The 24,904-nt window shown below is 40.0% G+C and carries 23 protein-coding genes; 7 read left to right on the top strand and 16 right to left on the bottom strand.

Annotation, left to right across the window (positions count from 1 at the left end; genetic code table 11):
* Positions 1–77 precede the first annotated feature (77 nt).
* Positions 78–899 carry a symmetrical bis(5'-nucleosyl)-tetraphosphatase gene (locus BTO22_RS19015; protein WP_105056831.1) on the top strand — a complete coding sequence of 274 codons (822 nt, stop codon included), beginning with the start codon at positions 78–80 and terminating at the stop codon, positions 897–899.
* 192 nt (positions 900–1,091) lie between these two features.
* Here BTO22_RS19015 and folA read toward each other — a convergent pair whose 3' ends face one another.
* From folA to rplU, 6 genes are all read right to left on the bottom strand, one after another.
* Positions 1,092–1,571 (bottom strand): type 3 dihydrofolate reductase, encoded by a 480-nt coding sequence (gene folA, locus BTO22_RS19010; RefSeq protein WP_181044700.1) that lies wholly within the window; start codon positions 1,569–1,571, stop codon positions 1,092–1,094.
* 25 nt (positions 1,572–1,596) lie between these two features.
* Complete coding sequence (locus tag BTO22_RS19005) at positions 1,597–2,088, bottom strand: threonine/serine exporter family protein (protein WP_105056830.1); 492 nt, start codon at positions 2,086–2,088, stop codon at positions 1,597–1,599.
* On the bottom strand, positions 2,088–2,855 hold the full coding sequence (locus BTO22_RS19000; protein ID WP_105056829.1) for a threonine/serine exporter family protein: 768 nt from the start codon (positions 2,853–2,855) through the stop codon (positions 2,088–2,090). Before BTO22_RS19000 ends, BTO22_RS19005 begins: the two co-directional genes overlap by 1 nt.
* Positions 2,856–2,978: 123 nt before the next feature.
* Complete coding sequence (gene cgtA / locus BTO22_RS18995; protein WP_105056828.1) at positions 2,979–4,151, bottom strand: Obg family GTPase CgtA; 1,173 nt, start codon at positions 4,149–4,151, stop codon at positions 2,979–2,981.
* 283 nt (positions 4,152–4,434) lie between these two features.
* Complete coding sequence (rpmA, locus tag BTO22_RS18990) at positions 4,435–4,692, bottom strand: 50S ribosomal protein L27 (RefSeq protein ID WP_012549189.1); 258 nt, start codon at positions 4,690–4,692, stop codon at positions 4,435–4,437.
* A 17-nt stretch (positions 4,693–4,709) separates the two neighbouring features.
* Positions 4,710–5,021: a 50S ribosomal protein L21 gene (rplU, locus tag BTO22_RS18985; RefSeq protein WP_060993942.1), complete on the bottom strand. Its 312-nt coding sequence runs from the start codon at positions 5,019–5,021 to the stop codon at positions 4,710–4,712.
* 276 nt (positions 5,022–5,297) lie between these two features.
* Between rplU and ispB the strand changes: the two genes are divergently transcribed.
* Positions 5,298–6,269, top strand: coding sequence for an octaprenyl diphosphate synthase (gene ispB / locus BTO22_RS18980; RefSeq protein ID WP_105056827.1), 972 nt, complete (start codon positions 5,298–5,300; stop codon positions 6,267–6,269).
* 82 nt (positions 6,270–6,351) lie between these two features.
* Here the strand turns inward: ispB and mdh are convergent, their stop codons facing one another.
* Positions 6,352–7,287, bottom strand: a complete 936-nt coding sequence (gene mdh / locus BTO22_RS18975) for a malate dehydrogenase (RefSeq protein ID WP_105056826.1) — start codon at positions 7,285–7,287, stop codon at positions 6,352–6,354.
* A gap of 332 nt (positions 7,288–7,619) precedes the next feature.
* Between mdh and argR the strand changes: the two genes are divergently transcribed.
* The 4 genes from argR to BTO22_RS18955 all read left to right on the top strand — a co-directional run bounded on the left by argR (position 7,620) and on the right by BTO22_RS18955 (position 12,713).
* The gene (gene argR, locus BTO22_RS18970) at positions 7,620–8,090 is read left to right on the top strand and encodes a transcriptional regulator ArgR (protein ID WP_060993945.1); all 471 of its coding nucleotides are present in this window, start codon (positions 7,620–7,622) and stop codon (positions 8,088–8,090) included.
* A 347-nt stretch (positions 8,091–8,437) separates the two neighbouring features.
* The gene (locus BTO22_RS18965) at positions 8,438–9,412 is read left to right on the top strand and encodes a TAXI family TRAP transporter solute-binding subunit (RefSeq protein WP_105056825.1); all 975 of its coding nucleotides are present in this window, start codon (positions 8,438–8,440) and stop codon (positions 9,410–9,412) included.
* Between the two features lie 228 nt (positions 9,413–9,640).
* Entirely contained in the window at positions 9,641–12,220 is a 2,580-nt protein-coding gene (locus BTO22_RS18960) for a TRAP transporter permease (RefSeq protein ID WP_105056824.1), read from the top strand.
* 55 nt (positions 12,221–12,275) lie between these two features.
* Positions 12,276–12,713, top strand: a complete 438-nt coding sequence (locus tag BTO22_RS18955) for a universal stress protein (protein ID WP_060993948.1) — start codon at positions 12,276–12,278, stop codon at positions 12,711–12,713.
* A gap of 69 nt (positions 12,714–12,782) precedes the next feature.
* On the opposite strand, the gene BTO22_RS18950 is transcribed toward BTO22_RS18955, so the two are convergent.
* From BTO22_RS18950 to mpl, 7 genes are all read right to left on the bottom strand, one after another.
* On the bottom strand, positions 12,783–13,517 hold the full coding sequence (locus tag BTO22_RS18950) for a pseudouridine synthase (RefSeq protein WP_105056823.1): 735 nt from the start codon (positions 13,515–13,517) through the stop codon (positions 12,783–12,785).
* 2 nt (positions 13,518–13,519) lie between these two features.
* Positions 13,520–16,429, bottom strand: coding sequence for an RNA polymerase-associated protein RapA (gene rapA / locus BTO22_RS18945; RefSeq protein ID WP_105056822.1), 2,910 nt, complete (start codon positions 16,427–16,429; stop codon positions 13,520–13,522).
* A 187-nt stretch (positions 16,430–16,616) separates the two neighbouring features.
* Positions 16,617–17,321 (bottom strand): thiamine ABC transporter ATP-binding protein, encoded by a 705-nt coding sequence (thiQ, locus tag BTO22_RS18940; RefSeq protein ID WP_105056821.1) that lies wholly within the window; start codon positions 17,319–17,321, stop codon positions 16,617–16,619.
* The gene (gene thiP, locus BTO22_RS18935) at positions 17,321–18,931 is read right to left on the bottom strand and encodes a thiamine/thiamine pyrophosphate ABC transporter permease ThiP (RefSeq protein WP_105056820.1); all 1,611 of its coding nucleotides are present in this window, start codon (positions 18,929–18,931) and stop codon (positions 17,321–17,323) included. The genes thiQ and thiP overlap by 1 nt, the downstream gene beginning before the upstream one ends.
* Before the next feature lie 44 nt (positions 18,932–18,975).
* Positions 18,976–19,998, bottom strand: a complete 1,023-nt coding sequence (thiB, locus tag BTO22_RS18930) for a thiamine ABC transporter substrate binding subunit (RefSeq protein ID WP_105056819.1) — start codon at positions 19,996–19,998, stop codon at positions 18,976–18,978.
* Positions 19,999–20,232: 234 nt separating this feature from the next.
* A complete protein-coding gene (locus BTO22_RS18925; RefSeq protein WP_105056818.1) occupies positions 20,233–20,862 on the bottom strand; it encodes a flavin prenyltransferase UbiX in 630 nt (209 codons plus the stop codon).
* On the bottom strand, positions 20,863–22,215 hold the full coding sequence (mpl, locus tag BTO22_RS18920) for a UDP-N-acetylmuramate:L-alanyl-gamma-D-glutamyl-meso-diaminopimelate ligase (RefSeq protein ID WP_105056817.1): 1,353 nt from the start codon (positions 22,213–22,215) through the stop codon (positions 20,863–20,865).
* Between the two features lie 183 nt (positions 22,216–22,398).
* Between mpl and fbp the strand changes: the two genes are divergently transcribed.
* Positions 22,399–23,409, top strand: coding sequence for a class 1 fructose-bisphosphatase (fbp, locus tag BTO22_RS18915; protein WP_105056816.1), 1,011 nt, complete (start codon positions 22,399–22,401; stop codon positions 23,407–23,409).
* Positions 23,410–23,483: 74 nt separating this feature from the next.
* Here fbp and rplQ read toward each other — a convergent pair whose 3' ends face one another.
* Together rplQ and BTO22_RS18905 are read right to left on the bottom strand one after the other, a co-directional pair.
* Complete coding sequence (gene rplQ, locus BTO22_RS18910; RefSeq protein ID WP_012549173.1) at positions 23,484–23,864, bottom strand: 50S ribosomal protein L17; 381 nt, start codon at positions 23,862–23,864, stop codon at positions 23,484–23,486.
* A 36-nt stretch (positions 23,865–23,900) separates the two neighbouring features.
* The gene (locus tag BTO22_RS18905; protein WP_060993957.1) at positions 23,901–24,890 is read right to left on the bottom strand and encodes a DNA-directed RNA polymerase subunit alpha; all 990 of its coding nucleotides are present in this window, start codon (positions 24,888–24,890) and stop codon (positions 23,901–23,903) included.
* Between the last annotated feature and the right edge of the window lie 14 nt (positions 24,891–24,904).

Genomic DNA, 24,904 nt, shown 5'->3' with positions numbered 1-24,904 from the left:
ACAGTTAAATATAAAGGTGACTTCATTGTCACCTTTTTTCTATCTAAGCTTTAATAATGAGATGAGAGGAAAGAGACATGGCGACCTATTTTGTAGGTGATATTCAAGGATGTCTAGACGAACTATTATTATTGTTAGACCAAGTTAGCTTTGATAAAGAAAAAGACCAACTATGGTTAACAGGAGATCTCGTCGCTCGCGGTCCAAAATCATTAGAAACCCTTCGCTTTGTGAAATCATTAGGGACAGCAGCAGTTACTATTCTTGGCAATCATGATCTGCATTTACTTGCCGTCTCTCAAGGCATTTCTCGTGTAAAAGAAAAAGATAAAACAGCCCCTATTTTCTCGGTTCCAGATAGCAAAGAGTTATTAACTTGGCTACGCCAACAGCCATTATTGGCAATTCACACTGAACATAAAGTTGTTATGACTCATGCAGGTATTTCTCCTCAATGGGACATTAATACCGCGATTAAATGCGCTCGTGAAGTTGAAGCGGTTTTACAATCAGATAAATGGACTTGGTTATTAGAGAACATGTACGAAAACCAACCCGATTTATGGCGAGAAGATCTTACTGGTATTGAGCGCTATCGCTATATTATCAATGCTTTTACACGCATGCGTTTCTGTCTTCACAACGCAAGTTTAGATATGGACTGTAAACAACCACCACAAGACTTATCATCAGAAGATAAAGATAAATTAGTGCCGTGGTTTGAGTTAAGCTCTCGTCTTCCTCTGACTCATAAAGTCATATTTGGCCACTGGGCTGCATTGATGGGGTATGAAGGGAATGACGTGATAGCGTTGGATACAGGTTGTGTCTGGGGGGAGTATATGACGATGTATCGTGTTGATGATGGGAAGTATTTTACTCAAAAAGCGTTGAGCTAGAAACGATACGCTTCACTGACTAGAGACTTATAAGAGCAAAGAATTCAGATCGGTCGTAAACTCCCTAGTAGAGTTCAGAATTAAACGCTGAAATATCAACGACTACGTCTGAATTCTGCTAGCGAAGCGATCTGAACCCTGTTCTTATAGAAGCGAAGCGCTCTAGATTCTAGTTAGCGCAGCGTATAGTCTCTATCGTTCTAAAACCACAAACTCCATATCGTACTTATTCTTTTCATCTTTCGAATACGTTTCAGAATGAGTCTGCTTCCAACCCTCACCCCAATCTGGGAATTGAGTGTCACCATCAATATCCGCATCAATAAACGTAAGATACAGCTTGTCAGCATCAGTAAGACAGGCTTGGTAAATTGAGCCACCACCAATGATCATTAGCTCTTCAATATCACTGGCGGCTTGTTTCGCTTCATCAATTGAAGTCACACAAGTAACACCTTCGATCTTCAAGTTCGCATCACGGCTTAATACAATGTTCAAACGACCCGGTAAAGGACGACCAATCGACTCATAGGTTTTACGCCCCATCACAATTGGTTTACCCATAGTACATTGCTTAAACCATGCAAAATCAGCAGGTAAGTGCCATGGCATTTGATTATCAACACCAATAATTCGGTTCTTTGCCATTGCGGCGATCATGCTAATTTTCACAATAATTCCTTATGTCACTAAACACTTAAACAATCGACTTTCTACGGTAAAACAGCAGCCCCGGCATAGCAAGGCCAATTGCTAATGCAGCAATGGTAAATAACGTTTTCACTAAGTTATCAATCATCATGGCCCATAATTCTGGAGAATAACCAAGATGGTTAATTTCTACCACTGCGATCATCGCTTTAAAGGCAAATACACCAGGGATCATAGGAATTAAGGCTGCGACTGTAAATACTTTAGGGTGGGCAAGAAAACGATGTGACCAGTGTACCCCAATCATACCTACCGTTGTTGCAGCACATAACGTTGCCCACTCTAATGGTGCTCCATAATGCATTAATAAAAATCGAGTTCCATGGCCAATCGCTCCACCAATTGCACAATATTTTAATGCTTTCACTGGAACATTAAAAACCAGAGCAAAACCAACAGCAGGGATCATTGCAAAAAACATATCGTTTAATAACGCTATAAATAAATCAAAAAAAGAACTCATCGCTACACTATTCATCAATTAATCCATCCCCATACACCGACTAAATTCATTGCACCAACAATACCGATACTGGTTGATAAAGTAAGTAAGGTGGCAAATGTCCAGCGTGCTATTCCCATATTTACGTAGCCTTTCACCATATCAGCCACAGCATTAATTAACGGGAAGCCAGGAACTAACATCAAAACGGACGAGGCCATTGCGAGAAAAGGGATATTACCAATATTGTAAATAACAGCTTGAGAAGAAATAAGAGTGGTAACAAAAGCTGTGATGCCAAAGTTAAGTAAGGGATTAAAATGTCGATGTCCAATCTCTTGTCTCACAATCATACCGAGAGAAGAAGCAAGAAATGTCATCATAAATACTGGCCAATCACCGCCAGCCAATCGGCTAAAACTAGCACAAGAAAGTCCGATCATAACAACCACCAACCAACGATTGTATCTTTCAGGGCTAATAGCATCTAATTTTACTGCAGCTTCATGACGATCTAACAAGCCCTTTTCAGACATAATGCAGATCCTTTGAATCTCAGTGACCGCTCGCATGTTAATCCCACGATCAGGCGCTCTTCGGGCAGTTGTCATACAATGTTCATCAATCATTGTTGTGATAACAAGTGAGCTGGCTGATAATGAAATTTCAACATCATCCGCACCTACTGCAAGTCCTAATCGTCGACTAACATCTGATACTAAACTACTTTCAGCACCATGCTGAAGTAACATCTGCCCAGCTTTAGCGACTAAACGTGATATTTCCCTTTGTTTTTCGTCCATTTTATTCGTAATAGTTAACTAAATGAATCCTCTATTCTATGCTATTCATTTCTATCTTTAATGACCTAAATAAAAAAAACCGCAACAAGTGCGGTTTTTTATAATAATTATCTTGATTAAGATTTAGTCACGGACATAGATAACATGACCGTCATCTTCTTCGTCATCCCAATCATCATCACCGTCTTCAGTAATAACGTTTTGACCTGAAATAGCATCTTTATGGTAATCATCCCACATGAAGTCGACTTTATCAGCCGCTTTCTCTTCATCAGTTTGAATCTCTTTTGGTAGAGTATCCATAAAGTCAGATAGCTCATCACATACTTCTTGAGTACCAGTGCGACTTACCGCTGCAATTTTAAAGTAGCGATCATCCCAAGCAAGTGCTTCTAAGATCTCAGCGATCTTTTCATCAGTTTCTTCTTCACGTAGAAGATCAGTCTTATTAAATAATAACCAACGAGGCTTACCAGCAACTTTCTCACTGTAACGCTCTAATTCATCAATGATAGTTAGTGCATTTTGAACAGGATCACTGCCATCAACTGGAAGGATATCAATTACATGAAGCAATACACGACAACGCTCAAGGTGCTTCAAGAAACGAACACCAAGACCTGCACCTTCAGCAGCCCCTTCAATTAGACCAGGAATATCAGCAACAACGAAGCTCTTATTACCACGTGCACGTACAACACCTAAGCTAGGAATAAGCGTAGTAAATGGGTAGTCAGCTACTTTTGGTTTTGCAGCAGATACAGCGCGGATAAATGTCGACTTACCAGCATTTGGTAAACCAAGCATACCAACATCAGCAAGCAAAAGAAGTTCTAAACGAAGTTCACGAACCTCACCTTTTGTTCCCATTGTCTTTTGACGAGGTGCACGGTTAACAGATGATTTAAAACGAGTGTTACCTAAACCATGCCAGCCGCCTTTAGCAACCATGATCTTCATGCCATGAGCCATTAGCTCTGCAACTTTCTCACCAGTATCAATATCAATAGCACGCGTACCAACAGGTACTTTCAACGTAATATCTGCACCACGTCGACCAGTACTGTTTGTGCCACCACCATTTTTACCACGCTCTGCATCATAAAAACGGTTAAAACGGTAATCAATTAGGGTGTTTAGATTTTCATCCGCTTCTAGGTAAACATCACCACCGTCGCCGCCATCGCCGCCATCTGGGCCGCCCTTAGCTACGAATTTTTCACGCCAAAAACTAACAGTACCGTTACCGCCGTCGCCTGCATCTACTTTAATTGTCGCTTCATCAACGAATTTCATTTTCTTCTCCGAGCTGTAGCGCTGGTAATCTTTTCATTAACTGTTCTATTCTGATACAGATTATTTACTGCAAATCAAAATGACATTATGAGAGTGGATCTTCTATGATCTTTACGCTACGTAATATATCAATATAGTCACTAGGTAAGTATTCTAGCATTTAAACTCATTAGTTATACCAACCTAAAATAAGTATAAACGACAAAATAATTAACTGGTGACTATCCATAAATAAAAAGCCCCGCCAAGTGGCAGGGCTTTTAAAATTAGTTTTTAAAAACGATTATTCAGCGTCGATAGAAACGAATTTACGGTTTTTAGGACCTTTAACTTCAAACTTCACTTTACCTTCAGATAGAGCGAATAGAGTGTGGTCTTTACCGATGCCTACGTTAGTACCAGCGTGGAATTTAGTACCACGTTGACGTACGATGATGTTACCTGCAAGAACAGATTCGCCACCGAAACGCTTAACACCAAGACGTTTGCTTTCTGAATCGCGGCCGTTACGAGTAGAACCGCCAGCTTTTTTATGTGCCATTTGTTATTCTCCTTAAATTAAGCGCTGATGCCAGTGATTCTGACTTCAGTGAACCATTGACGATGGCCCTGTTGCTTACGAGAATGCTTACGACGACGGAACTTAACGATTTTAATTTTATCGCCACGACCGTGCTGAACTACTTCCGCAGTTACTTTACCGCCAGCTACTAAAGGTGCACCAACAGTGATTTCTTCACCGTTAGCAATCATAAGAACGTTGTCGAAATCAACTGTTGCGCCAGTCTCAACGTCTAATTTTTCCAAGCGAAGAGTTTGACCTTCACTTACACGGTGTTGTTTACCACCAGATTGGAAAACAGCGTACATATTTTACTCCGCTACTTTCGCACTACCATTTAATTTGTTTACTCAACAATTTTGGTGTGCGTTAAACTTGTCATCAATAGGGCGTGGATTCTACGCGAATGATTTCAATCTGACAACCCAAAATTGAAGAAAAATGATGAAAAGATAAACGAAATACTCAATCGGCTAAAAGAGAGGAATTTTCGACTGTATTGCGACCCTCAACTTAGTGTATTATTTATGTTATCACTTATTAAAATAAAGCCTAACTTAGGCCCTAACCTTGCTGGAAGAATAATGGATTTTAAAGCTATCCAAGCCCTCACGGCTGATGACATGGCAATCGTAAATGAAACTATCTTAGCCCAACTAAATTCAGATGTTGCGCTTATCAACCAACTTGGTTTCTACATTGTAAGCGGCGGCGGAAAACGCTTACGTCCTGTGCTTGCCATTTTATCTGCAAAAGCACTTGGATACGAAGGTAAAGACCACACAATGGCAGCTGCCTTTATTGAATTTATTCACACTGCAACATTACTTCATGATGACGTTGTCGATGAATCAGATATGCGTCGTGGTAAAGCGACGGCTAATGCTGAATTTGGTAATGCCGCAAGTGTACTCGTTGGCGATTTTATTTACACTCGCTCATTCCAAATGATGACAAGCTTAGGATCCATTAAGATCCTTAGTTTAATGAGTGAATCAGTTAATGTGATCGCTGAGGGTGAAGTTCTTCAATTAATGAACTGCAACGATCCTAATACGACCGAAGAAAGTTACATGCAAGTAATCTATTCTAAAACTGCTCGCTTATTTGAAGCGGCGACTCAGATCGGCGCGCTCCTAAATAACGCTCCATTAGAAATCGAAACAGCACTACAAAATTACGGTAAATATTTAGGCACGGCTTTCCAATTGATCGACGACGTGATGGATTACACTTCAGATGGCGAAGACATGGGTAAAAATGTCGGTGACGATCTTGCTGAGGGTAAACCAACACTTCCTTTATTACATGCTATGAATAATGGTAATGAAGAACAAGCAGCAATGATCCGTGAAGCAATAGAAAAAGGAAATGGCATAGATAAATTAGAGCCTATCCTTGCTTGTATGAAAGAAGTGGGATCATTAGAATATACAAAACAAAAAGCAGATGAAGAAGCAGATAAAGCAATTGCAGAGTTAACTATATTACCCGAATCTGAATATAAAGAAGCATTAAAAGCGTTAGCGCACTTAGCCGTTAAACGCAGTAAATAACACTTTACGCTTAAAAATAAGAAAATAAAAAAGGCAGATAAATAACTATCTGCCTTTTCTCTTTTAATAACTCTAATTGGTATTATTTAACGAACTCTTCACCAATTTTAATATCTGCTTGTAGCGTTTCTAGCATGCTATCAAGTGCTTCTTGTTCAAATGCGCTCAACTCACCATAAGACTGAATCTCTTCAACCCCATTTTTACCAAGTAAAATTGGTTGCGCAAAGAAACGAGCATGCTCACCGTCACCTTCAACATAAGCACATTCAACAACACCTTTCTCACCGCTAAGCGCTTTAACTAGTGATAAACCAAAACGACATGCTGCTTGACCCATTGAAAGCGTTGCAGAACCACCACCCGCTTTTGCTTCTACTACTTCAGTACCCGCATTTTGAATGCGTGGAGTTAATGCAGCAACTTCTTCAGCAGTGAACTCAACACCTTCAACTTGAGAAAGAAGAGGAAGAATTGTTACGCCAGAGTGACCACCAATAACAGGTACACGGATCTCACCTGGATCTTTATCTTTCAACTCAGCTACAAATGTTTCAGAGCGGATCACATCCAATGTCGTGACACCAAATAGCTTATTCTTATCGTATACACCCGCTTTCTTTAATACTTCAGCGGCAATTGCTACTGTTGTATTTACCGGATTAGTAATAATGCCTATACATGCATTTGGGCAAGTCACTGCAATTTTTTCAGCTAATGACTTAACAATACCGGCATTAATATTGAAAAGATCTGAACGATCCATTCCTGGTTTACGAGCAACACCAGCAGAAATTAAAACCACATCGGCGTTATCAAGAGCTGGTGTTGGATCCTCACCACAATAACCTTTAATAGAAACCGGTGTTGGGATATGGCTAAGATCCGCAGCAACACCAGGTGTTACAGGAGCAATATCATAAAGAGCAAGATCAGATCCTGCTGGTAATCGATTCTTAAGAAGTAATGCTAACGCTTGTCCGATGCCTCCTGCGGCGCCAATAACAGCAACTTTCATGTTCGTTCTCCTTGAGTGGTAGAGGTATATTTTTATTATTAATTTACTTTCAAACTGAAAGTGACGTTATAGCAAGCTCAAATTAAATTCAATGCTATTTGCTTCGCTTTGCGACCTTACGCAATGACATCCTAACCAGCTACAAACTGAACGCGACTCTACTTGCATTTATCCTTGTTTGTAAATGAAATTGTCTAACGAATTAGAGATCTTGGGCAAAAAGAAATGAATAATTCATGAGTAAGTATTCACATAAATGCCATTTTGATTTGGTTATACTTAAATAATTATGCGAGAATAGTTATAATTATTGCAAAAAGAATCAAAACATCATGCGAAATAATGAAAAGCAAGAACTATTAGTTAAAGAATTTAAATCCATTCTTAAAGCAGAACGATTTGGTTCGCAAGGTGAAATTGTTGATGCCCTTCGTATCTCTGGTTTCGATAACATAAATCAATCAAAAGTATCACGAATGCTAACTAAGTTTGGCGCGGTTCGAACTCGTAATGCCAAAATGGAAATGGTGTATTGCCTACCCATTGAACTTGGCGTACCTACGGTTTCAAGCTCTTTACGTGAACTAGTGATGGATATTGATTACAACAATGCATTAGTTGTTATTCACACAGGCCCTGGCGCTGCTCAATTAATTGCTCGCTTATTAGACTCTTTAGGTAAATCTGAAGGTATTTTAGGTGTCGTTGCTGGCGATGATACTATCTTCATTACACCAACCAGAAACATTGAAGTCTCGAAGTTATTCGATTCTGTTTGTGACCTATTTGAATACAGTATTTAAACCAGCTTCTTTATAAAGGTCGCTTTTCTTTTATTAAAGCGACCTCTCTCCGTATATTCTTCTCCATTAAAATCATTAGTAAATACAGCAGAAATGTTAAAACCACACATTGTGCTAATTATTAATAGAATCAATAGTTATTTATTTCACAGTTTTGACATAATTTAATTAACACTATTTTAAAAAGTGCGCATTAATTTGCTATCATTCACATGCCATTTCTGTAACAGGAAATTTAAAACACTTTACAATGAAGTGAATAAATACGGTTTCTTACTTTCATTATCTCTCACTTTTAGAGATCTTTTAAAACAGTAAAGAAACACAATAATAAGGAAAGGAATAACATGGCATTAAAAACCTTAATTAAAGCAAGCGCTATTGCTGCAGCAATGTTTGGTGCAGGCATGAGCTCAGCAAGTGCTCAAGATTTCATTACTATTGGAACAGGCTCTGTAACAGGTGTTTATTACCCAACGGGTGGTGCTATCTGTAAATTAGTGAATAAAGATCGCAAGGAGCATAATGTTCGCTGTTCTGTGGAATCAACTGGTGGTTCTATCTATAACGTAAATACTATCCGTTCAGGCGAACTGGACTTTGGTATCGTACAGTCAGATTGGCAGTACCATGGTTACAACGGCACAAGTAAATTTGAAGCTCAAGGCCCTTATAAGAAACTCCGTGCGATGTTCTCTCTTCATACAGAACCTTTTAACATCATCGCTCGTAAAGATTCAGGTATTAACAACGTTGCTGATCTTGAAGGTAAACGTGTAAACATTGGTAATCCAGGGTCTGGTGACCGTGCAACAATGGGTGTCGTAATGGATGCCATGGGTTGGACAAATGATAGCTTTAAGCTTGCTTCAGAGCTAAAAGGTTCAGAGCGTTCTCAAGCTCTTTGTGATAATAAAATTGATGCTTTCATTTACATGGTTGGTCACCCAAATGGCTCAATCAAAGAAGCAACTACATCATGTGACGCAAAACTAGTATCTGCTACTGGACCTAAGATTGATAAAATCGTTGCTGATAACCCTTACTATGCATACAGCACAGTTCCAGCAGGTATGTATCGTGGTACAGAAGGTGATGTTAATAGTTTTGGTGTAGCAGCAACAATGGTAACAACATCAGATGTTTCAGACGAAGTTGCTTACAGCGTAGCAAAAGCAGTGTTTGAAAACTTTGATACATTCAAACGCCTTCACCCTGCATTTGCAACCTTGAAAAAAGAAGACATGGTAAAAGCAGGTCTTTCTATTCCACTACACCCTGGTGCTGTGAAATATTACAAAGAAGTTGGTCTACTAAAATAGTTTTTCTTCTACGTACGTAACTTTTGATAAGTAACGTGACTATAAAGTGAAGAGGCCATTGGTCTCTTCATTTCTTCGCTCCCCCCTGATCTTTCCATACAACGGATAACAATCAATAATAAAACGGATTTGAAGATCGGTTATTTCTAGCCTATATATTGGCTTATATTCAGTAATCTAATACTTAATGATTGAGTGTTAGATTCGACCATCACTAAGGAAAAGTACATGACGCAGTCGTCAAATACGTCACAAGATGTGCAAGAAATGGTGGCCCAATCTGATACAGGTGCCCGTTCACCGCAAGGATTATCAGGCCGAATTCTATGGTTTGTTCCACTATGTTGGTCTCTATTCCAACTCTGGTATGCTTCCCCTTTACCGTTCATTTTTGATTTCGGCATACTTAATGATACAGAAGCTCGCTCAGTACATTTAGCGTTTGCTATCTTTTTAGCTTTCACCGCGTATCCCGCCTTAAAAAACTCACCACGAGATCGTATTCCAGCCATTGATTGGGCTCTTGCTTTCGCTGGTAGTTTTTCTGCTGCTTATATTTATATTTTTTATGCACAACTTGCTGATCGTTCAGGGGCACCAACAACTCCTGACATCATTGCATCAGTCGTTGGTATGGTGTTATTGCTTGAGGCAACTCGTCGTGCTTTAGGTCCACCACTTATGGTTGTAGCTGCAGTATTTTTGCTTTACACCTTTGCTGGCCCTCATATGCCAGATGTAATTGCACACAAGGGCGCGAGCCTAAACAAAGCAATGTCACACCTATGGTTAACAACTGAAGGTGTTTTTGGCGTTGCTTTAGGCGTTTCAACCTCATTCGTTTTCTTATTTGTGCTTTTTGGTGCCATGCTAGAAAAAGCAGGCGCAGGTGCTTATTTTATTAAAGTGGCTTTCTCTTTACTTGGTCATATGAAAGGCGGTCCAGCAAAAGCGGCGGTCGTTGCTTCTGGCTTATCTGGCCTAGTATCTGGTTCTTCTATCGCTAACGTCGTAACCACAGGTACGTTTACGATTCCACTAATGAAACGTGTTGGCTTCTCTGGTGAAAAAGCAGGAGCTGTCGAAGTTGCCGCCTCAACCAACGGACAGTTAACACCACCAATTATGGGTGCAGCAGCATTCTTAATGGTTGAATACGTTGGTATCTCTTATGTAGAAGTAATTAAAGCTGCGTTATTACCCGCCCTAATTTCTTATATCGCCCTACTTTACATTGTTCATCTAGAAGCATGTAAAGCAGGAATGACCGGCCTTCCTCGTCGCCATACACCAAAGTTACTTCACAGCTTACTTTCATTCACAGGAACCATTTTAGGTCTTTGTGTTATGAGCGCTGCTGTTTATTACGGTATTGGCTGGACTAAAGATGCCTTTGGTGATGCCGCAACCCCAATTGTAACCGTTGCTCTATTACTTTCTTATGTTGGCTTAGTTAGCATCTCTGCAAAATATCAAGAACATGCCATGATGGCGATTGATGAAGAACTGACTGAAGTACCCGATCCAGGACCAACCATTAAATCTGGCCTGCATTTCTTATTACCAATCGTCGTATTAGTATGGTGTTTAACAGTTGAACGCTTCTCACCGGGTTTGTCTGCTTTTTGGGCATCAGTATTTATGATTTTCATTTTACTGACTCAGCGCCCATTAATTGGTTTCTTTACCAAAGAAGGCAATGCCGCTGAACAAGTAAAACAAGGGTTTGATGATTTACTAGAGAGCCTAGTATCAGGCGCTCGAAACATGATTGGTATTGGTGTGGCGACCGCAGCGGCTGGTATTGTTGTTGGTGTCGTAACCTTAACGGGTATCGGACTAGTCATGACTGACTTTGTAGAATTTATCTCTGGTGGTAGCATCATTCTTATGCTGTTATTTACCGCGGTAATTAGCCTAATCTTAGGAATGGGCTTGCCAACAACGGCTAACTACATTGTTGTATCCACTTTGATGGCTCCAGTTATTGTAACTCTAGGTGCTGCGCACGGTTTGATTATTCCATTAATTGCGGTTCACTTATTTGTGTTTTATTTTGGTATTTTAGCCGATGACACTCCTCCTGTAGGTCTAGCCGCATTTGCAGCTGCCGCGATTGCTAAATCAGATCCAATCCGCACAGGTATTCAAGGTTTCACCTACGATATTCGTACCGCTATTTTGCCTTTCATGTTTGTCTTCAATACCCAACTATTGCTAATGGGCATTGATTCTTGGTGGCATTTAGCTCTAACAATTATCTCTTCTATCATTGCTATGTTGACCTTCTCAGCGGCAACTCAAGGCTGGTGGTTTACGAAAACAAAATGGTGGGAGGTCGTTTTACTACTTCTGATCACTTTTTCATTATTCCGTCCTGGTTTTTGGTGGGATAAGATCTATCCTGCCAAAGATTATTATCAAGGTATTGAGATTGCTCAAATTGCTGAAGACTTAAATGTGGGACAATCACTGACATTAGAAGTTGTCGGTCAGAATCTTGAAGGTGATGTCGTAAGTAAAACGGTTCGTTTGCCTTTTGAAGATCGAGCAGTTACTGGTGAAGATCGAGTTAGCTCTATGGGACTTATGTTATCTGAGATTGATAACAAAATGATCGTAGACATGGTCGAGTTTGGCAGTCCTGCTGAAGCTTCAGGAATAGATTTTGATTGGGAAATAAAGAATGTGGTTCTTGATGCAGACCGACCATTAAAAGAATGGGTATTTGTACCAACTCTTCTTTTATTGTTTGCACTAGGCTTTAATCAGCGTCGCCGAGCTAAAAAGGAAAACTTAGCGGCATAAATTAATGAATGGAATCTAAGGGGAGAAGTACTCCCCTAATTAGGTAATAAAAATTATGTATAAACAAATTTTGGTTCCAGTAGATTTAAATGATAAAGGCTTTGCTGATAAAGCGGTTGAACTAGCAGTTTGGCACGCAAAACATTCTAATGCTGAACTTCATTTGCTGAATGTATTACCTGGGATTCATATGTCGATGGTGTCGACTTATTTTCCTAAAGGTGCAGCAAAGCAAATGAAAGACGATGTATCAAAACAACTGAATGAATTTGCGGCTAAGTTTGTAGATGAAGACGTGGTATATAGAGTACACGTTGCGGAAGGTAAACCTTACGTCACTATTTTAGATTATGCTGAACGTCTAGGCGCAGACCTAATCGTAATGCCAAGTCATAAACGCTCTAAAATAGATAAAGTCATGCTCGGTTCTGTAGCGAGTAAAGTAGTCGAAAACTCTCCAATCAACGTTATGGTAGTTAAACCTCAAGGTTAACTTATCTGTAACTAAAAATAAAAGGAGCTCATCGGCTCCTTTTTTGTTTTTAGTCGTATATGAAAACCCTTACTGCTTAGGTAAAGTTTTATAATCAGGTCTTATTGGCGCAATATCCATTAAATCTAACACACCAGATTTTGCTTCTGGGTAAAACTCACAAGGCGCAAATAAACTGATAAATTGCTCAGTCTCAGGATGATAAAAACTCAATTCAGCTGAGTGCAATTGCAAACGTTCAGAAAACGCCAGAGCCTCTTCACATGCGTAAAACTCATCACCGACAATCTCATGACCTTCTTCCATCATATGCACACGCAGTTGATGAGAGCGGCCCGTAATCGGTAATAAACGCACTAATGTTGTCTTATCTTCAACCTGTATCACTTGATACCCCGTTTGTGATGGCTTTCCATGCTCGTAACACACCATTTGGCGTGGACGATTTGGCCAATCACAAATTAGCGGTAAATCAATATGACCTTCTGTTTTCTCGACTTTTCCCCATACTCGTGCGTAATACACTTTATGAGTTAAACGGTACTGAAACTGTTTTTTAATGTGCCTTTCAGCTTCTTTATATAAAGCAAAAATCATCAGTCCAGACGTCGACATATCAAGGCGGTGTACAAGTTGAGCTTCTGGAAACTCAGCAATAACACGGGACCATACACTGTCATAGTGCTCTGGCGCCCTGCCGGGGTTAGAGAGTAATCCGGCAGGTTTATTCACCGCAAGAATCGCTTCGTCTTGATAGACAATATCAAGCGGTTCCATTGGTGGATTGTATTCAAGCATTGCCATGATTAGTTATGGCTCACAACGATTAAACGCAGTGAATCAAGCTGAACTTGCGCTTTACCTATGTATCCAGAAAGCTCACTCATTTGAGTTTCGATTTGAGTTAACTCTTCATCACGGATATTTGGGTTTACCGCTTTCAATGCTTGTAAACGCTCTAGCTCTGCATTTAATGCAGCTTTCATCTCTGCGTTTGCATCGACTCGAACCGCTTCAATACGATCTTCAATGCTTACTTCAGCCGTATCAATTAGCGCATGGATCTCTTTTTGAACAGAGTTCACAAGCTTACTTGCCATATGGCGGTTGACCGGACTTAACTGACGATTAAAGCTTTCAAACTCAACTTGAGCTGAAAGATCATTACCTTTACCATCCATCATTAAACGGATTGGCGTTTTAGGTAAGAAACGACCGATACCACTTTGCTTAGGCGCTTGTGCATCCACCACATAAACCAATTCAAGTAATAAAGTACCCGCTGGTAGAGCTTTGTTCTTTAATAAAGAAACAGCCGTAGCGCCCACACCTTCAGTTAATACTAAATCAATACCACCTTGGATCATTGGGTGTTCCCAGCTGATCAAATTCATGTCTTCACGAGAAAGTGCCGTTTCACGATCAAACGTAATCGTACAACCTTCGTAAGGTAAACCTGGGTAGCTTGAGACCAACATATTTTCTGCCGGAGTAACAACAATGGCATTTTCGCCTTTGTCATCCTGATTCAAACCAATCGTATCAAATAGGTTTAATGCAAAATTAACTAAGTTCGTATCACCGTCAGTTGCTGCAATTTTCTCAGCAAGGGCTTTGGCTTTCTCACCACCATTAGAGTGAACTTCTAATAAGCGATCTCGACCTTGCTCTAATTGCCCTTTTAATTCTTTATTAAGTTCTGCAGATTCTTCAATCAAAGATTCTAATCCATCTGATTTACCCGTCGCCAAAATGGCAATGATCGTATCAGAGAATTTTTCATATACCGCTCGACCTGTTGGACAGGTTTCACCAAAAGCATTTAAACCTTCATCAAACCAACGAGCTAATAATTCTTGAGATGTGCCTTGTAAATACGGAACATGAATCTCAATATCGCGTTTTTGACCAATACGATCCAAACGACCAATACGTTGCTCAAGTAGATCAGGATTAAACGGTAAATCAAACATCACCAATTGGTTAGCAAACTGGAAGTTACGACCTTCAGAGCCAATCTCTGAACAGATAAGTACTTGTGCACCACCTTCTTCTTGTGCGAAGTAAGCCGCTGCTTTATCACGTTCAATGATAGACATACCTTCATGGAAAACCGTACCACGAATACCTTCACGCTCACGTAACGCTTGTTCTAGTTGCAACGCTGTTGAAGCACGAGAAGCAATAATTAGTACTTTCTCATTACGGTTCTCTTTTAATAACTCAAGCAACCAGTTAACTCGTGGATCAAACTGCCACCACGTTGCACTATCACCTTCAAACTCTTGAAAGATCTCTTCAGGATAAAGCATTTTCATTGCACGAGCTTCATCACTCATGCGGCCACCCATCATCGTCGCCACACGCATAGAAGTCGCATATTGTGATGGTAAAGGCATTGGCATTAAGTTCAAGTTACGTAATGGGAAACCTTTAATAGCAGCACGAGTATTACGGAATAACACTCGACCAGTACCATGACGATCCATTAGATTATCGACTAATTCTTGGCGCGCTTGGCTTTGTTGTTCTTCTGAATCTGATGATTCAATAATTCTAAATAGCGGCTCTACATCTTGCTCTGTAAGTAACTCTGTAATTCGATTTTTTGCATCATTCGGTAACTTATCACCGCTCATCAAAGCAGTAACGGCATCAGCAACAGGTTGATATTGGCGCTCTTCTTCAACAAACGCATCGTAATCATAGAAGCGATCTGGATCTAATAGGCGCAAACGAGCAAAGTGACTTTCATGACCTAATTGCTCAGGTGTTGCCGTTAACAGTAAAACGCCAGCGGTTTCTTCTGCAATCGCTTCGATTACTTGATATTCACGACTTGGTTTTGTTTGGTTCCATTCAAGGTGATGAGCTTCATCAACAACAAGAAGATCCCAATCAGCTTCAACAACTTGCTCAAAACGACGCTTACTCTTACGAATAAAATCTAATGAACACAGTACCAATTGTGCGGTATCAAATGGGTTTTCTGAATCAGCATAAGATTCAATACAGCGCTCTTCATCAAAAATAGAGAAATGTAGGTTAAAACGACGCATCATTTCAACTAACCATTGGTGCTGCAATGTTTCAGGCACAACAATTAATACACGCTCAGCACGGCTAGAAAGCACTTGTTGATGAATGATCATGCCAGCTTCAATTGTCTTACCTAAACCAACTTCATCAGCCAGTAAAACACGCGGTGCGTAACGACGACCAACTTCTTGAGCGATAAATAATTGGTGCGGGATCAAACCTGCGCGCATACCACACAAACCACGCATTGGATTTTTATGTTGCTCATACTGATTTTGAAGTGCACGATAACGCAAAGCAAAGCGATCCATGCGATCTATTTGACCTGCAAATAATTTGTCTTGAGGTTTATTAAAGCGGATCTGGTGACTTAATAACGTCTCACGAAGAACAACATTTAATTCATCTGTATCTACACGAGTACCTATATAAGTAAGTAGTCCACCGTCTTCAATAACATCTTCAACTTCAAGTGACCAGCCCTCATGGCTTTCAATTGTGTCTCCCTTATTGAACATCACTCGGGTAACGGGTGCATCGTGTTTTGCGTATAAACGGTTTTCTTCTGATGCGGCAAAAAGTATGGATACGGTTCTATCGTCAACAGCAACCACTGTTCCTAAACCCAAATCACTTTCTGTATCACTGATCCAACGTTGGCCCAAAGCAAATGACATAGTAGTAATACACCTCAAAATTAATTAATTGATTTTATATAGAGTGAGAATTTTAGAACCGAGAATAGACAGCCTAAATGGCGAGGTTCAAAAGGGCGCCAATCTTACTGTATGAGAGCAGTTAGGTCACGCCTATTTATCATAAAACTGAGTGTAGACGATTATACCTAACTTGAGAGCGAAAAGTTTACTTAACCGCATCTAAATATCGGCTTAATTCTGGAGGCGTTACTTGCGTCATTAACTCTGATATTAAACCATAACTTAATACTTTATGGCTGCAGACAAAAGCATAATGAGAAGCAAGTGCTTTGGCATCTTGAATGCTATGCGTCACCATGAGTACCGTTAACTTTTGACTCTTAATGAGTTCTCGGATTAATGCAATCATCTCCTCTCTCAACATAGGATCAAGCGCAGAAAAAGGCTCATCTAATAATAAAACAGGCTTCTTTTGGACTAAGCAACGAGCTAAAGCGACTCGTTGTTTTTGGCCACCAGAAAGTTGTTCAGGTAATCGATGTAATAATTCACCTACCCCCACCTGCTGAGCGGCGCGAGTGACTTGCTCTTTTTCTTTATCACTGAGACGTAAATTAGGCTTAATTCCCAGGCCAATATTATCGGCAATCGATAAATGAGCGAAAAGATTATGTTCTTGAAATAACATAGACAATGGTCGCTGATGAGGCGCTAGTGATAACAACGATTGTTGCTCAATACTAATATTGCCAGATTCAGGGTCAATAAATCCTGCAAGCAAACTAAGTAACGTACTTTTTCCTGCACCACTTGGACCGAGAATAGCGACCACATCTCCTTCATTCACAGTTAAGTCAAATTCAAACAACTCTGAATAGTAACGATATTTCACACCCGAAAAATTCAACATTACGCTTCACCTTTACGTTTAGAAGAAAATAACCATTCCACCACAGCAAATACTCCTACACTTAGTACCAATAAGCTCAGAGAGATAACCGCTGCAGCTTCCATTTGATAACTGCCTAATAATTGAAAAAGATATAAAGGCAATGTCCGAAAATCCTGACTACCAAACAAGGCAATTGCACTTAAATCTCCTACCGACATAATAAATGCTATTGCAAACGCATGAGCCATTGGTTTTCTTAACGCTCGCCATTCAATTAACCGAAAACGAGTAAAGCCATTTAAGCCTAGGCTTCCACATAGTAAATGATATTGCTGTGCGATATGAAGTAATGGCTGAGCAAGCGTTTTTATCACATAAGGCAACGCCATTAATGCATTAACTAATACCACTATCCAAATCGCAATTGAAAAGATATCTGTAATGTTTCGCAATAACAAAAATAATCCAGTACTAATCACTAATCCGGGAGTAACCAAGATCATCGTACCAATCAAATCCAATTTATCAGCCAACAAACGTTTTTCATTTAATCTTAATGCTCTTGTCGTATGCAATAAAATAACACCAAAAATCATAGCTAATACTGCTGCACTTAACGCGACAATCAAAGAATTGACCAATGCTAACCAAAATTCAGGCGATACTAATACTGTCGTCAACTCTGAATTTAGACCGCTAATTACGACCATAAATAGTGGTGGCAATAAAAAGAGAATAAGAAATACAATCCAAATTCTATCCCATAATCGCTCTTGTTTTGAATCTTGGTACAACACTGCTTGATGTATAGAAGAGCCAGAATCAATGGCAACTGAGATTGAGAAACGCTGGATAATTAAAGAAAGTACACCGCATAATAGCATTTGCCATAAAGCTAAAATGGCACCCGACTGCAAATCAAAATCAAATTTAATTACTTGGTAAATAGCAAGTTCAATGGTGGTTGATTTAGGTCCTCCCCCCAGTGCCATTACCGTTGCAAAACTGGTAAAGCACAACATAAAAACTAAACCTGCGACATGAGGAAGTTGTTGCTTCACTCTAGGCCAAGCTACTAATTTATATTTATTCCATCCTGAAAGCCCTAAGTGCGCAGATAGTTGATGTTGCTCAGCAGGAATAGAATCTAATGTCTGTAAAAGAAGGCGAGTGGCAAAAGGAAAGTTAAACAGAACATGTGCTAATAAAATGCCATTTAAGCCATATATAGAAAAAGGAAGAGAATAACCAAACCTTTGGAACAAATCAGCGATTAAGCCACTATTACCATAAATAGAAAGTAAACCAAAAACACCTACTAATACAGGAAGTACAAGTGTCGTAGCACAAAGCTTAAGCAGCAAATCTCTGCCTATAAATTGTCGGCGTGATAATGCATACGCAGTGGGGATCGCAAGACTAATACTCAATAAAGTGGATAGAAAAGCTTGGTATAAACTGAATTTCGTAATATACAAATAATAAGGATCAGACCAAATTAGACTTAAATCTAGGCTTGGTGATTCTAAAAACAGGGCGCTGATAGCACCACCAACAAAGCCAATAATAATAATAGCAATAATATATCCCCAAATAGGGACTGAATTATAAGAGGAGGTATTTTTCATAGTTACCAAAAAGAAAGGAGCACACCAGCACCCCTTATTTAAAATTAGAAGGTCAGAGCGTGTTGCCATTCACGGATCCACGATTTACGTTGCTGTGAGATCTCTTGTGAACTAAACGACAACCCTTTATTTGGTACCGTTAATGTTTCAAAACCATCAGGTTGTTTAACATCGGTTACTGGGTACATCCAATTTCCTGTAGGCATTGCTGACTGAAATTTATCATTCAAAATAAAGGCCAGAAATTCATCTGCCAATTTATTATTCGCTGTATTTTTCACTTTAGCAGCAACCTCAACTTGCATATAATGGCCTTCTGAAAAGTTAGCTGCCGCAAAACGATCGTCTTTTTCAGCAATCAAATGGTAGGCTGGTGATGTCGTATAAGACAAAACTAAATCAGACTCTCCTTCTAAGAACATACTATAAGCTTCAGACCACCCTTTGGTTACTGTCACTGTTTTCTTAGCAAGCTGTTTCCATGCTTGTGCTGTATCATCACCATAAACTGACTTCATCCATAGCAATAAACCTTGACCCGGTGTAGAGGTTCTTGGATCTTGATAAATAATTTTTAAATCATTACGAATTTCAACTAGCTCTTTCAAACTTTTTGGAGGATTTGCTACTTTCTCTTTATTGTAAACAAACGCAAAGTAACCAAAATCATAAGGTACAAACGTTGTATCATTCCAGCCACCAGGCAAAGTTACTGAATCAGTACTAATTTGATGCTCAGCTAATAGTCCTGTCGCTTTTGCCTCCGCCATTAAGTTGTTGTCTAAACCAAGAACAACATCCGCTTTCGTATTTTTACCTTCAAGGCGTAGACGATTTAAAATAGACACGCCATCATCTAAAGCGACTAGCTTTAAGTCACATTCACACTGAGCTTCAAATGCAGCTTCAATCGTTGGTCCTGGGCCCCAATCAGCCGCAAAAGAGTCATAAGTGTAAACGGTTAGAGTCTCTGTATCTGCAGCAGAAACAGAAAAAGAAGACGTCGCAATGATAGCTAACGCTGTCGGTAATAATTTAAATGGAGAGGAAATAGAAAGAGTGTTCATTATGTGCGCTTACATCCTTTTGAGCGGCACAGAATTAAGGTGATATTCTCTAAGAGGATGCCATCTCAATCCCTACGCCAGCATTATCTGAGTCAGGTAGTACGGGTTTAAGCGAGCATTATCCAATGCTTACTAATCTCAGCGAATACCAATCTAGATAACTAGTTGATATAGGTTGCTCCCCGATGAGAGGGCATATTGTATGTGTGAATGCTTTATTGAGCCAGAGGTTTATTATTCCCTCTGACGCTGATCATACCCCCAACGAGGAACAAGCCCTTGCTCAACGCCTAAATGATCTAATATCCGAGCAACCATAAAATCAATTAAATCTTCAATAGAATTAGGTTGATGATAAAAACCAGGAGCTGCAGGCATGATCGTTGCTCCCATTTGAGATAACTTAAGCATATTTTCTAAATGCAACGTCGAAAATGGCGTTTCTCTTACGACCATAATCAGTTGGCCACGTTCTTTTAATACGACATCGGCAGCCCGTTCAATAAGGTTGTCTGAAATGCCATGGGCAATAGAAGCAACACTACCAGCAGAACATGGGCACACGACCATTTTCTTTGGTGCTGCAGATCCAGAAGCAACCGGTGAGAACCAATCTTCTTTACCACAAACCGTTAAATTATCAGCATTACACTTAAGATGTTCAACCAATGCTGTTTTCATTGCATCAGGGCCACTTGGTAACTTTAAATCGTGTTCAGTCGCCATCACTACACGAGCAGCTGATGATATTAGAAAATAAACATGATAGTCAGCAGCAAGCAAACATTCTAATAACCGTAAACCATAAGGAGCGCCTGAAGCTCCCGTCATAGCTAATGTAATTGCTTTTTTTTGAGATTTCATTTATTGGCTCAACTTATCAAGTAATTTACCGTGAATCCCTTCAAAACCACCATTGCTCATAACTAATATTTGATCACCAGGTTGCGCTTCGGCCACAATCATATCAACAAAGCAGTCAATATCATTATGAGTATATGCAGGCTGAGAACACTGCTGTACTACATCCTTAACTGACCACGAAATATTATCAGGCTGGAAAAGGTAAACACTATCAGCAGCATGCAAAGAAGCTGCCAACGTATCCTTGTGCACTCCTAACTTCATGGTACTTGAACGAGGCTCTAGTACAGCAATAATTTTCTTATTACCCACTTTATTACGTAAGCCACCTAAGGTTAGATCAATCGCTGTTGGGTGGTGAGCAAAATCATCATAAACCGTAACCCCGTTCACCTCACCTTTAAACTCAAGACGACGCTTAGTATTAATAAACTTACCTAAAGCTTCACACGCTAGATCAGGAGTAACCCCAACGTGACGAGCAGAAGCGACAACCATAAGCGCATTACTGACGTTATGATCACCTACTAAGTCCCAATGAACTTGTCCTACTTTCTCGCCTTCAAAATAAACTTCAAATAGACTGCCATCCTTTTTTAGCTTTATTGCCTTCCAATGACCATCTTCACCGGTAAATTCAAGTTCACTCCAACAGCCCTGCTTTAAAACCTGCTCAAGTGGTTTATCTTGCTCAGGTGCAAAAATACGCCCTGTACTAGGAACCGTCCTAATTAAATGATGAAATTGACGTTGAATAGCAGCAAGATCATCAAAAATATCAGCATGATCAAACTCTAGATTATTTAGAACTAACGTACGAGGACGGTAATGAACAAACTTTGAACGCTTATCAAAAAAAGCACTATCATATTCATCAGCTTCAACAACAAAAAACATACTTTCGCCTAAACGAGCCGATTCGCCAAAGTTACCAAGTACACCGCCCACTAAGAAACCAGGTTTATAGCCACACTCTTCAAGTACCCATGTAAGCATGCTCGCGGTGGTCGTTTTACCATGGGTTCCGGCAACCGCCATTACCCAGCGTTCTTGTAATAAGAACTCTTGAAGCCACTGTGGCCCTGAGGTGTATTTCAGATTTTTATCCAATACATATTCAACGCACGGGTTACCGCGGCTCATTGCATTACCAATCACAACAAGGTCTGGCGCAGGTTCTAGCTGACTTGGGTCAAAGCCTTCAATAATCTCAATACCTTGAGATTCTAATAATGTGCTCATTGGTGGATACACGTTAGCATCGCATCCAGTAACCTTGTGTCCAAGTTGACGAGCTAATGTCGCAGCGCCCCCCATAAAAGTGCCGCAAATACCAAGAATGTGAATATGCATAATAAAAACCGTCTTATATTAAATTAAGTGAGTAATCCCGATACAGAGTTACTTCAATACTCTTAAAAAGTTCTATGCTATAGAATGAATTACAGCAAACAGTAACACAACTACCGTAAAAATAAATCAGTACCTGACCCCACTTATCATTGATATCTAATAACAGAGAATAAAGGAATAACTATGTCTGAAATAAGAACCCTCGGTGAGTTTATTGTTGCAAAGCAACATGACTTTCCTCATGCAAGTGGAGAGTTGTCATCGTTAATTGGGTCAATTAAGTTGGCAGCTAAAATTGTAAACCGTGAAATTAACAAAGCGGGACTTGTTGATATTACGGGGGCTTCTGGTGAAGAGAATATTCAAGGTGAGCAACAACAAAAGCTAGATCTTTACGCTAATGACAAATTTAAAGCTGCATTAGAAAACCGTGACCAAGTTTGTGGTGTAGCCAGCGAAGAAGAAGATGAAGCGGTTGCTTTTAATAAAGAACTCAATCAAAACGCTAAATACGTTGTTTTAATGGATCCATTAGATGGTTCATCAAACATTGATGTAAACGTCTCTGTTGGAACCATTTTTTCAATATATCGTCGTATATCTCCAATCGGGACACCAGCAATAGAGGAAGATTTCCTACAGCCAGGTAACAAGCAAGTCGCGGCTGGCTATATTATTTATGGTTCTTCTACCATGCTAGTTTATACAACAGGTAATGGGGTTCATGGTTTTACTTATGACCCATCCCTTGGTGTATTTTGTCTATCTCATGAAGATATGAAAGTACCGCAAGATGGGAACATCTATTCCATTAATGAAGGAAATTACATCCGATTCCCTGAAGGAATTAAACAGTATTTAAAGTATTGTCAAGAAATGAAGCCTGAAGATAACCGTCCATATACTTCACGTTACATTGGTTCCCTTGTCGCTGATTTTCATAGAAATTTACTGAAGGGTGGAATATACCTTTATCCAAGTACTCAAGCCTATCCAAACGGTAAATTACGATTACTTTATGAGTGCAACCCAATGGCAATGTTAATTGAAGAGGCAGGGGGAAAAGCGACAGATGGTGAACAACGTATTCTTGATATCAAACCAACAGAATTACATCAACGAGTCCCTTTCTTTGTTGGCTCTAGCAATATGGTAGATAAAGTTCAGGATTTTCTTGATGAATGGCAAGATTAATCATTAATTTGCCACAATTCAGATACAAAAAAACCGAGTCCTAAGACTCGGTTTTTTCTTGAAACTACTACTGATTACTCAGCTGCAGCTTCTACTTCTGGGCGATCTACAAGCTCAATGTAAGCCATTGGCGCTTTATCACCTGTACGGAAACCGCACTTCAGAATACGAGTGTAACCACCAGCACGTTGTGCAAAGCGTGGACCTAACTCGGTAAATAGTTTTGCTACAACTTCGTTATCACGAGTGCGAGCAAATGCTAGACGACGGTTAGCAACACTGTCTGTCTTAGCTAATGTAATCAAAGGCTCAACTACACGGCGAAGCTCTTTTGCTTTTGGTACAGTCGTCTTGATAATCTCGTGACGAACCAAAGAGCAAGCCATATTGCTAAACATAGCTTTACGGTGGCTGCTGTTGCGGTTGAGTTGACGACCACTCTTACGATGGCGCATGACCTAATCCTTCTAACTAGATAATTAGTGAACTGATTAATCTTCAGCGATAGACGCTGGTGGCCAATTCTCTAGGCGCATGCCCAAAGAAAGTCCACGTGAAGCTAGAACATCTTTAATTTCAGTTAAAGATTTCTTACCAAGGTTTGGCGTTTTAAGTAGCTCAACCTCAGTGCGCTGCACCAGATCACCAATGTAGTGAATCGCTTCTGCTTTCAAACAGTTAGCAGAGCGAACCGTTAGTTCAAGATCGTCTACAGGACGCAGTAGGATCGGATCGAACTCTGGCTTTTCTTCTTTCTCTTCAGGAACTCGTACATCACGAAGATCTACAAATGCATCCAGTTGCTCAGCTAAAATTGTAGCAGCACGACGGATAGCTTCCTCAGGATCAAGTGTACCATTTGTTTCCATATCGATAACAAGTTTGTCTAAGTCAGTACGTTGCTCAACACGTGCCGCTTCAACCGAGTAAGAAATTTTATCTACTGGGCTGTAAGTTGCATCGATAAGCAAACGACCGATTGGACGCTCATCTTCTTCAGTATGGATACGCGCTGTTGACGGTACATAGCCGCGACCACGCTCTACCTTGATTCTCATGCTAATTTCAGCATTATCATCAGTTAAGTGGCAGATTACATGCTCTGGGTTCGCAATCTCAACATCACCATCATGGGTGATGTCACCTGCAACAACAGGGCCTGCACCAGACTTGTTAAGAGTAATGATAACTTCATCTTTACCCTCAACCTTAACGGCAAGGCCTTTAAGGTTTAGAAGGATTTCAAGGATATCTTCCTGAACACCTTCTTTGGTGCTGTACTCATGTAATACGCCTTCGATTTCTACTTCAGTTACGGCACAACCCGGCATTGAAGATAGTAAAATACGACGTAGAGCGTTACCTAGAGTATGGCCAAAACCACGCTCTAACGGCTCAAGAGTTACTTTTGCGTGAGTCTGGCTAACTTGTTCGATGTCAACTAGACGCGGCTTTAGAAATTCTGTTACAGAACCCTGCATTGTGTCCTCTCTTT

Origin of the sequence: Aliivibrio sifiae (genome assembly GCF_002954705.1) — a bacterium.
Classification (GTDB): Bacteria; Pseudomonadota; Gammaproteobacteria; order Enterobacterales; family Vibrionaceae; genus Aliivibrio; species Aliivibrio sifiae_A.
The sequence above is the reverse complement of the archived record's forward strand: the minus strand, read 5'-3'. Positions and strand labels throughout refer to the sequence as shown.

Excerpts from the sequence above, each read along its gene's own strand:
- BTO22_RS19015 (WP_105056831.1), top strand. The coding sequence starts at position 78 with ATGGCGACCTATTTTGTAGGTGATATTCAAGGATGTCTAGACGAACTA.
- BTO22_RS19005 (WP_105056830.1), bottom strand. The coding sequence starts at position 2,088 with ATGAATAGTGTAGCGATGAGTTCTTTTTTTGATTTATTTATAGCGTTA.
- BTO22_RS19000 (WP_105056829.1), bottom strand. The coding sequence starts at position 2,855 with ATGGACGAAAAACAAAGGGAAATATCACGTTTAGTCGCTAAAGCTGGG.
- cgtA (WP_105056828.1), bottom strand. The coding sequence starts at position 4,151 with ATGAAATTCGTTGATGAAGCGACAATTAAAGTAGATGCAGGCGACGGC.
- rpmA (WP_012549189.1), bottom strand. The coding sequence starts at position 4,692 with ATGGCACATAAAAAAGCTGGCGGTTCTACTCGTAACGGCCGCGATTCA.
- rplU (WP_060993942.1), bottom strand. The coding sequence starts at position 5,021 with ATGTACGCTGTTTTCCAATCTGGTGGTAAACAACACCGTGTAAGTGAA.
- ispB (WP_105056827.1), top strand. The coding sequence starts at position 5,298 with ATGGATTTTAAAGCTATCCAAGCCCTCACGGCTGATGACATGGCAATC.
- mdh (WP_105056826.1), bottom strand. The coding sequence starts at position 7,287 with ATGAAAGTTGCTGTTATTGGCGCCGCAGGAGGCATCGGACAAGCGTTA.
- argR (WP_060993945.1), top strand. The coding sequence starts at position 7,620 with ATGCGAAATAATGAAAAGCAAGAACTATTAGTTAAAGAATTTAAATCC.
- BTO22_RS18965 (WP_105056825.1), top strand. The coding sequence starts at position 8,438 with ATGGCATTAAAAACCTTAATTAAAGCAAGCGCTATTGCTGCAGCAATG.
- BTO22_RS18960 (WP_105056824.1), top strand. The coding sequence starts at position 9,641 with ATGACGCAGTCGTCAAATACGTCACAAGATGTGCAAGAAATGGTGGCC.
- BTO22_RS18955 (WP_060993948.1), top strand. The coding sequence starts at position 12,276 with ATGTATAAACAAATTTTGGTTCCAGTAGATTTAAATGATAAAGGCTTT.
- BTO22_RS18950 (WP_105056823.1), bottom strand. The coding sequence starts at position 13,517 with ATGGCAATGCTTGAATACAATCCACCAATGGAACCGCTTGATATTGTC.
- rapA (WP_105056822.1), bottom strand. The coding sequence starts at position 16,429 with ATGTCATTTGCTTTGGGCCAACGTTGGATCAGTGATACAGAAAGTGAT.
- thiQ (WP_105056821.1), bottom strand. The coding sequence starts at position 17,321 with ATGTTGAATTTTTCGGGTGTGAAATATCGTTACTATTCAGAGTTGTTT.
- thiP (WP_105056820.1), bottom strand. The coding sequence starts at position 18,931 with ATGAAAAATACCTCCTCTTATAATTCAGTCCCTATTTGGGGATATATT.
- thiB (WP_105056819.1), bottom strand. The coding sequence starts at position 19,998 with ATGAACACTCTTTCTATTTCCTCTCCATTTAAATTATTACCGACAGCG.
- BTO22_RS18925 (WP_105056818.1), bottom strand. The coding sequence starts at position 20,862 with ATGAAATCTCAAAAAAAAGCAATTACATTAGCTATGACGGGAGCTTCA.
- mpl (WP_105056817.1), bottom strand. The coding sequence starts at position 22,215 with ATGCATATTCACATTCTTGGTATTTGCGGCACTTTTATGGGGGGCGCT.
- fbp (WP_105056816.1), top strand. The coding sequence starts at position 22,399 with ATGTCTGAAATAAGAACCCTCGGTGAGTTTATTGTTGCAAAGCAACAT.
- rplQ (WP_012549173.1), bottom strand. The coding sequence starts at position 23,864 with ATGCGCCATCGTAAGAGTGGTCGTCAACTCAACCGCAACAGCAGCCAC.
- BTO22_RS18905 (WP_060993957.1), bottom strand. The coding sequence starts at position 24,890 with ATGCAGGGTTCTGTAACAGAATTTCTAAAGCCGCGTCTAGTTGACATC.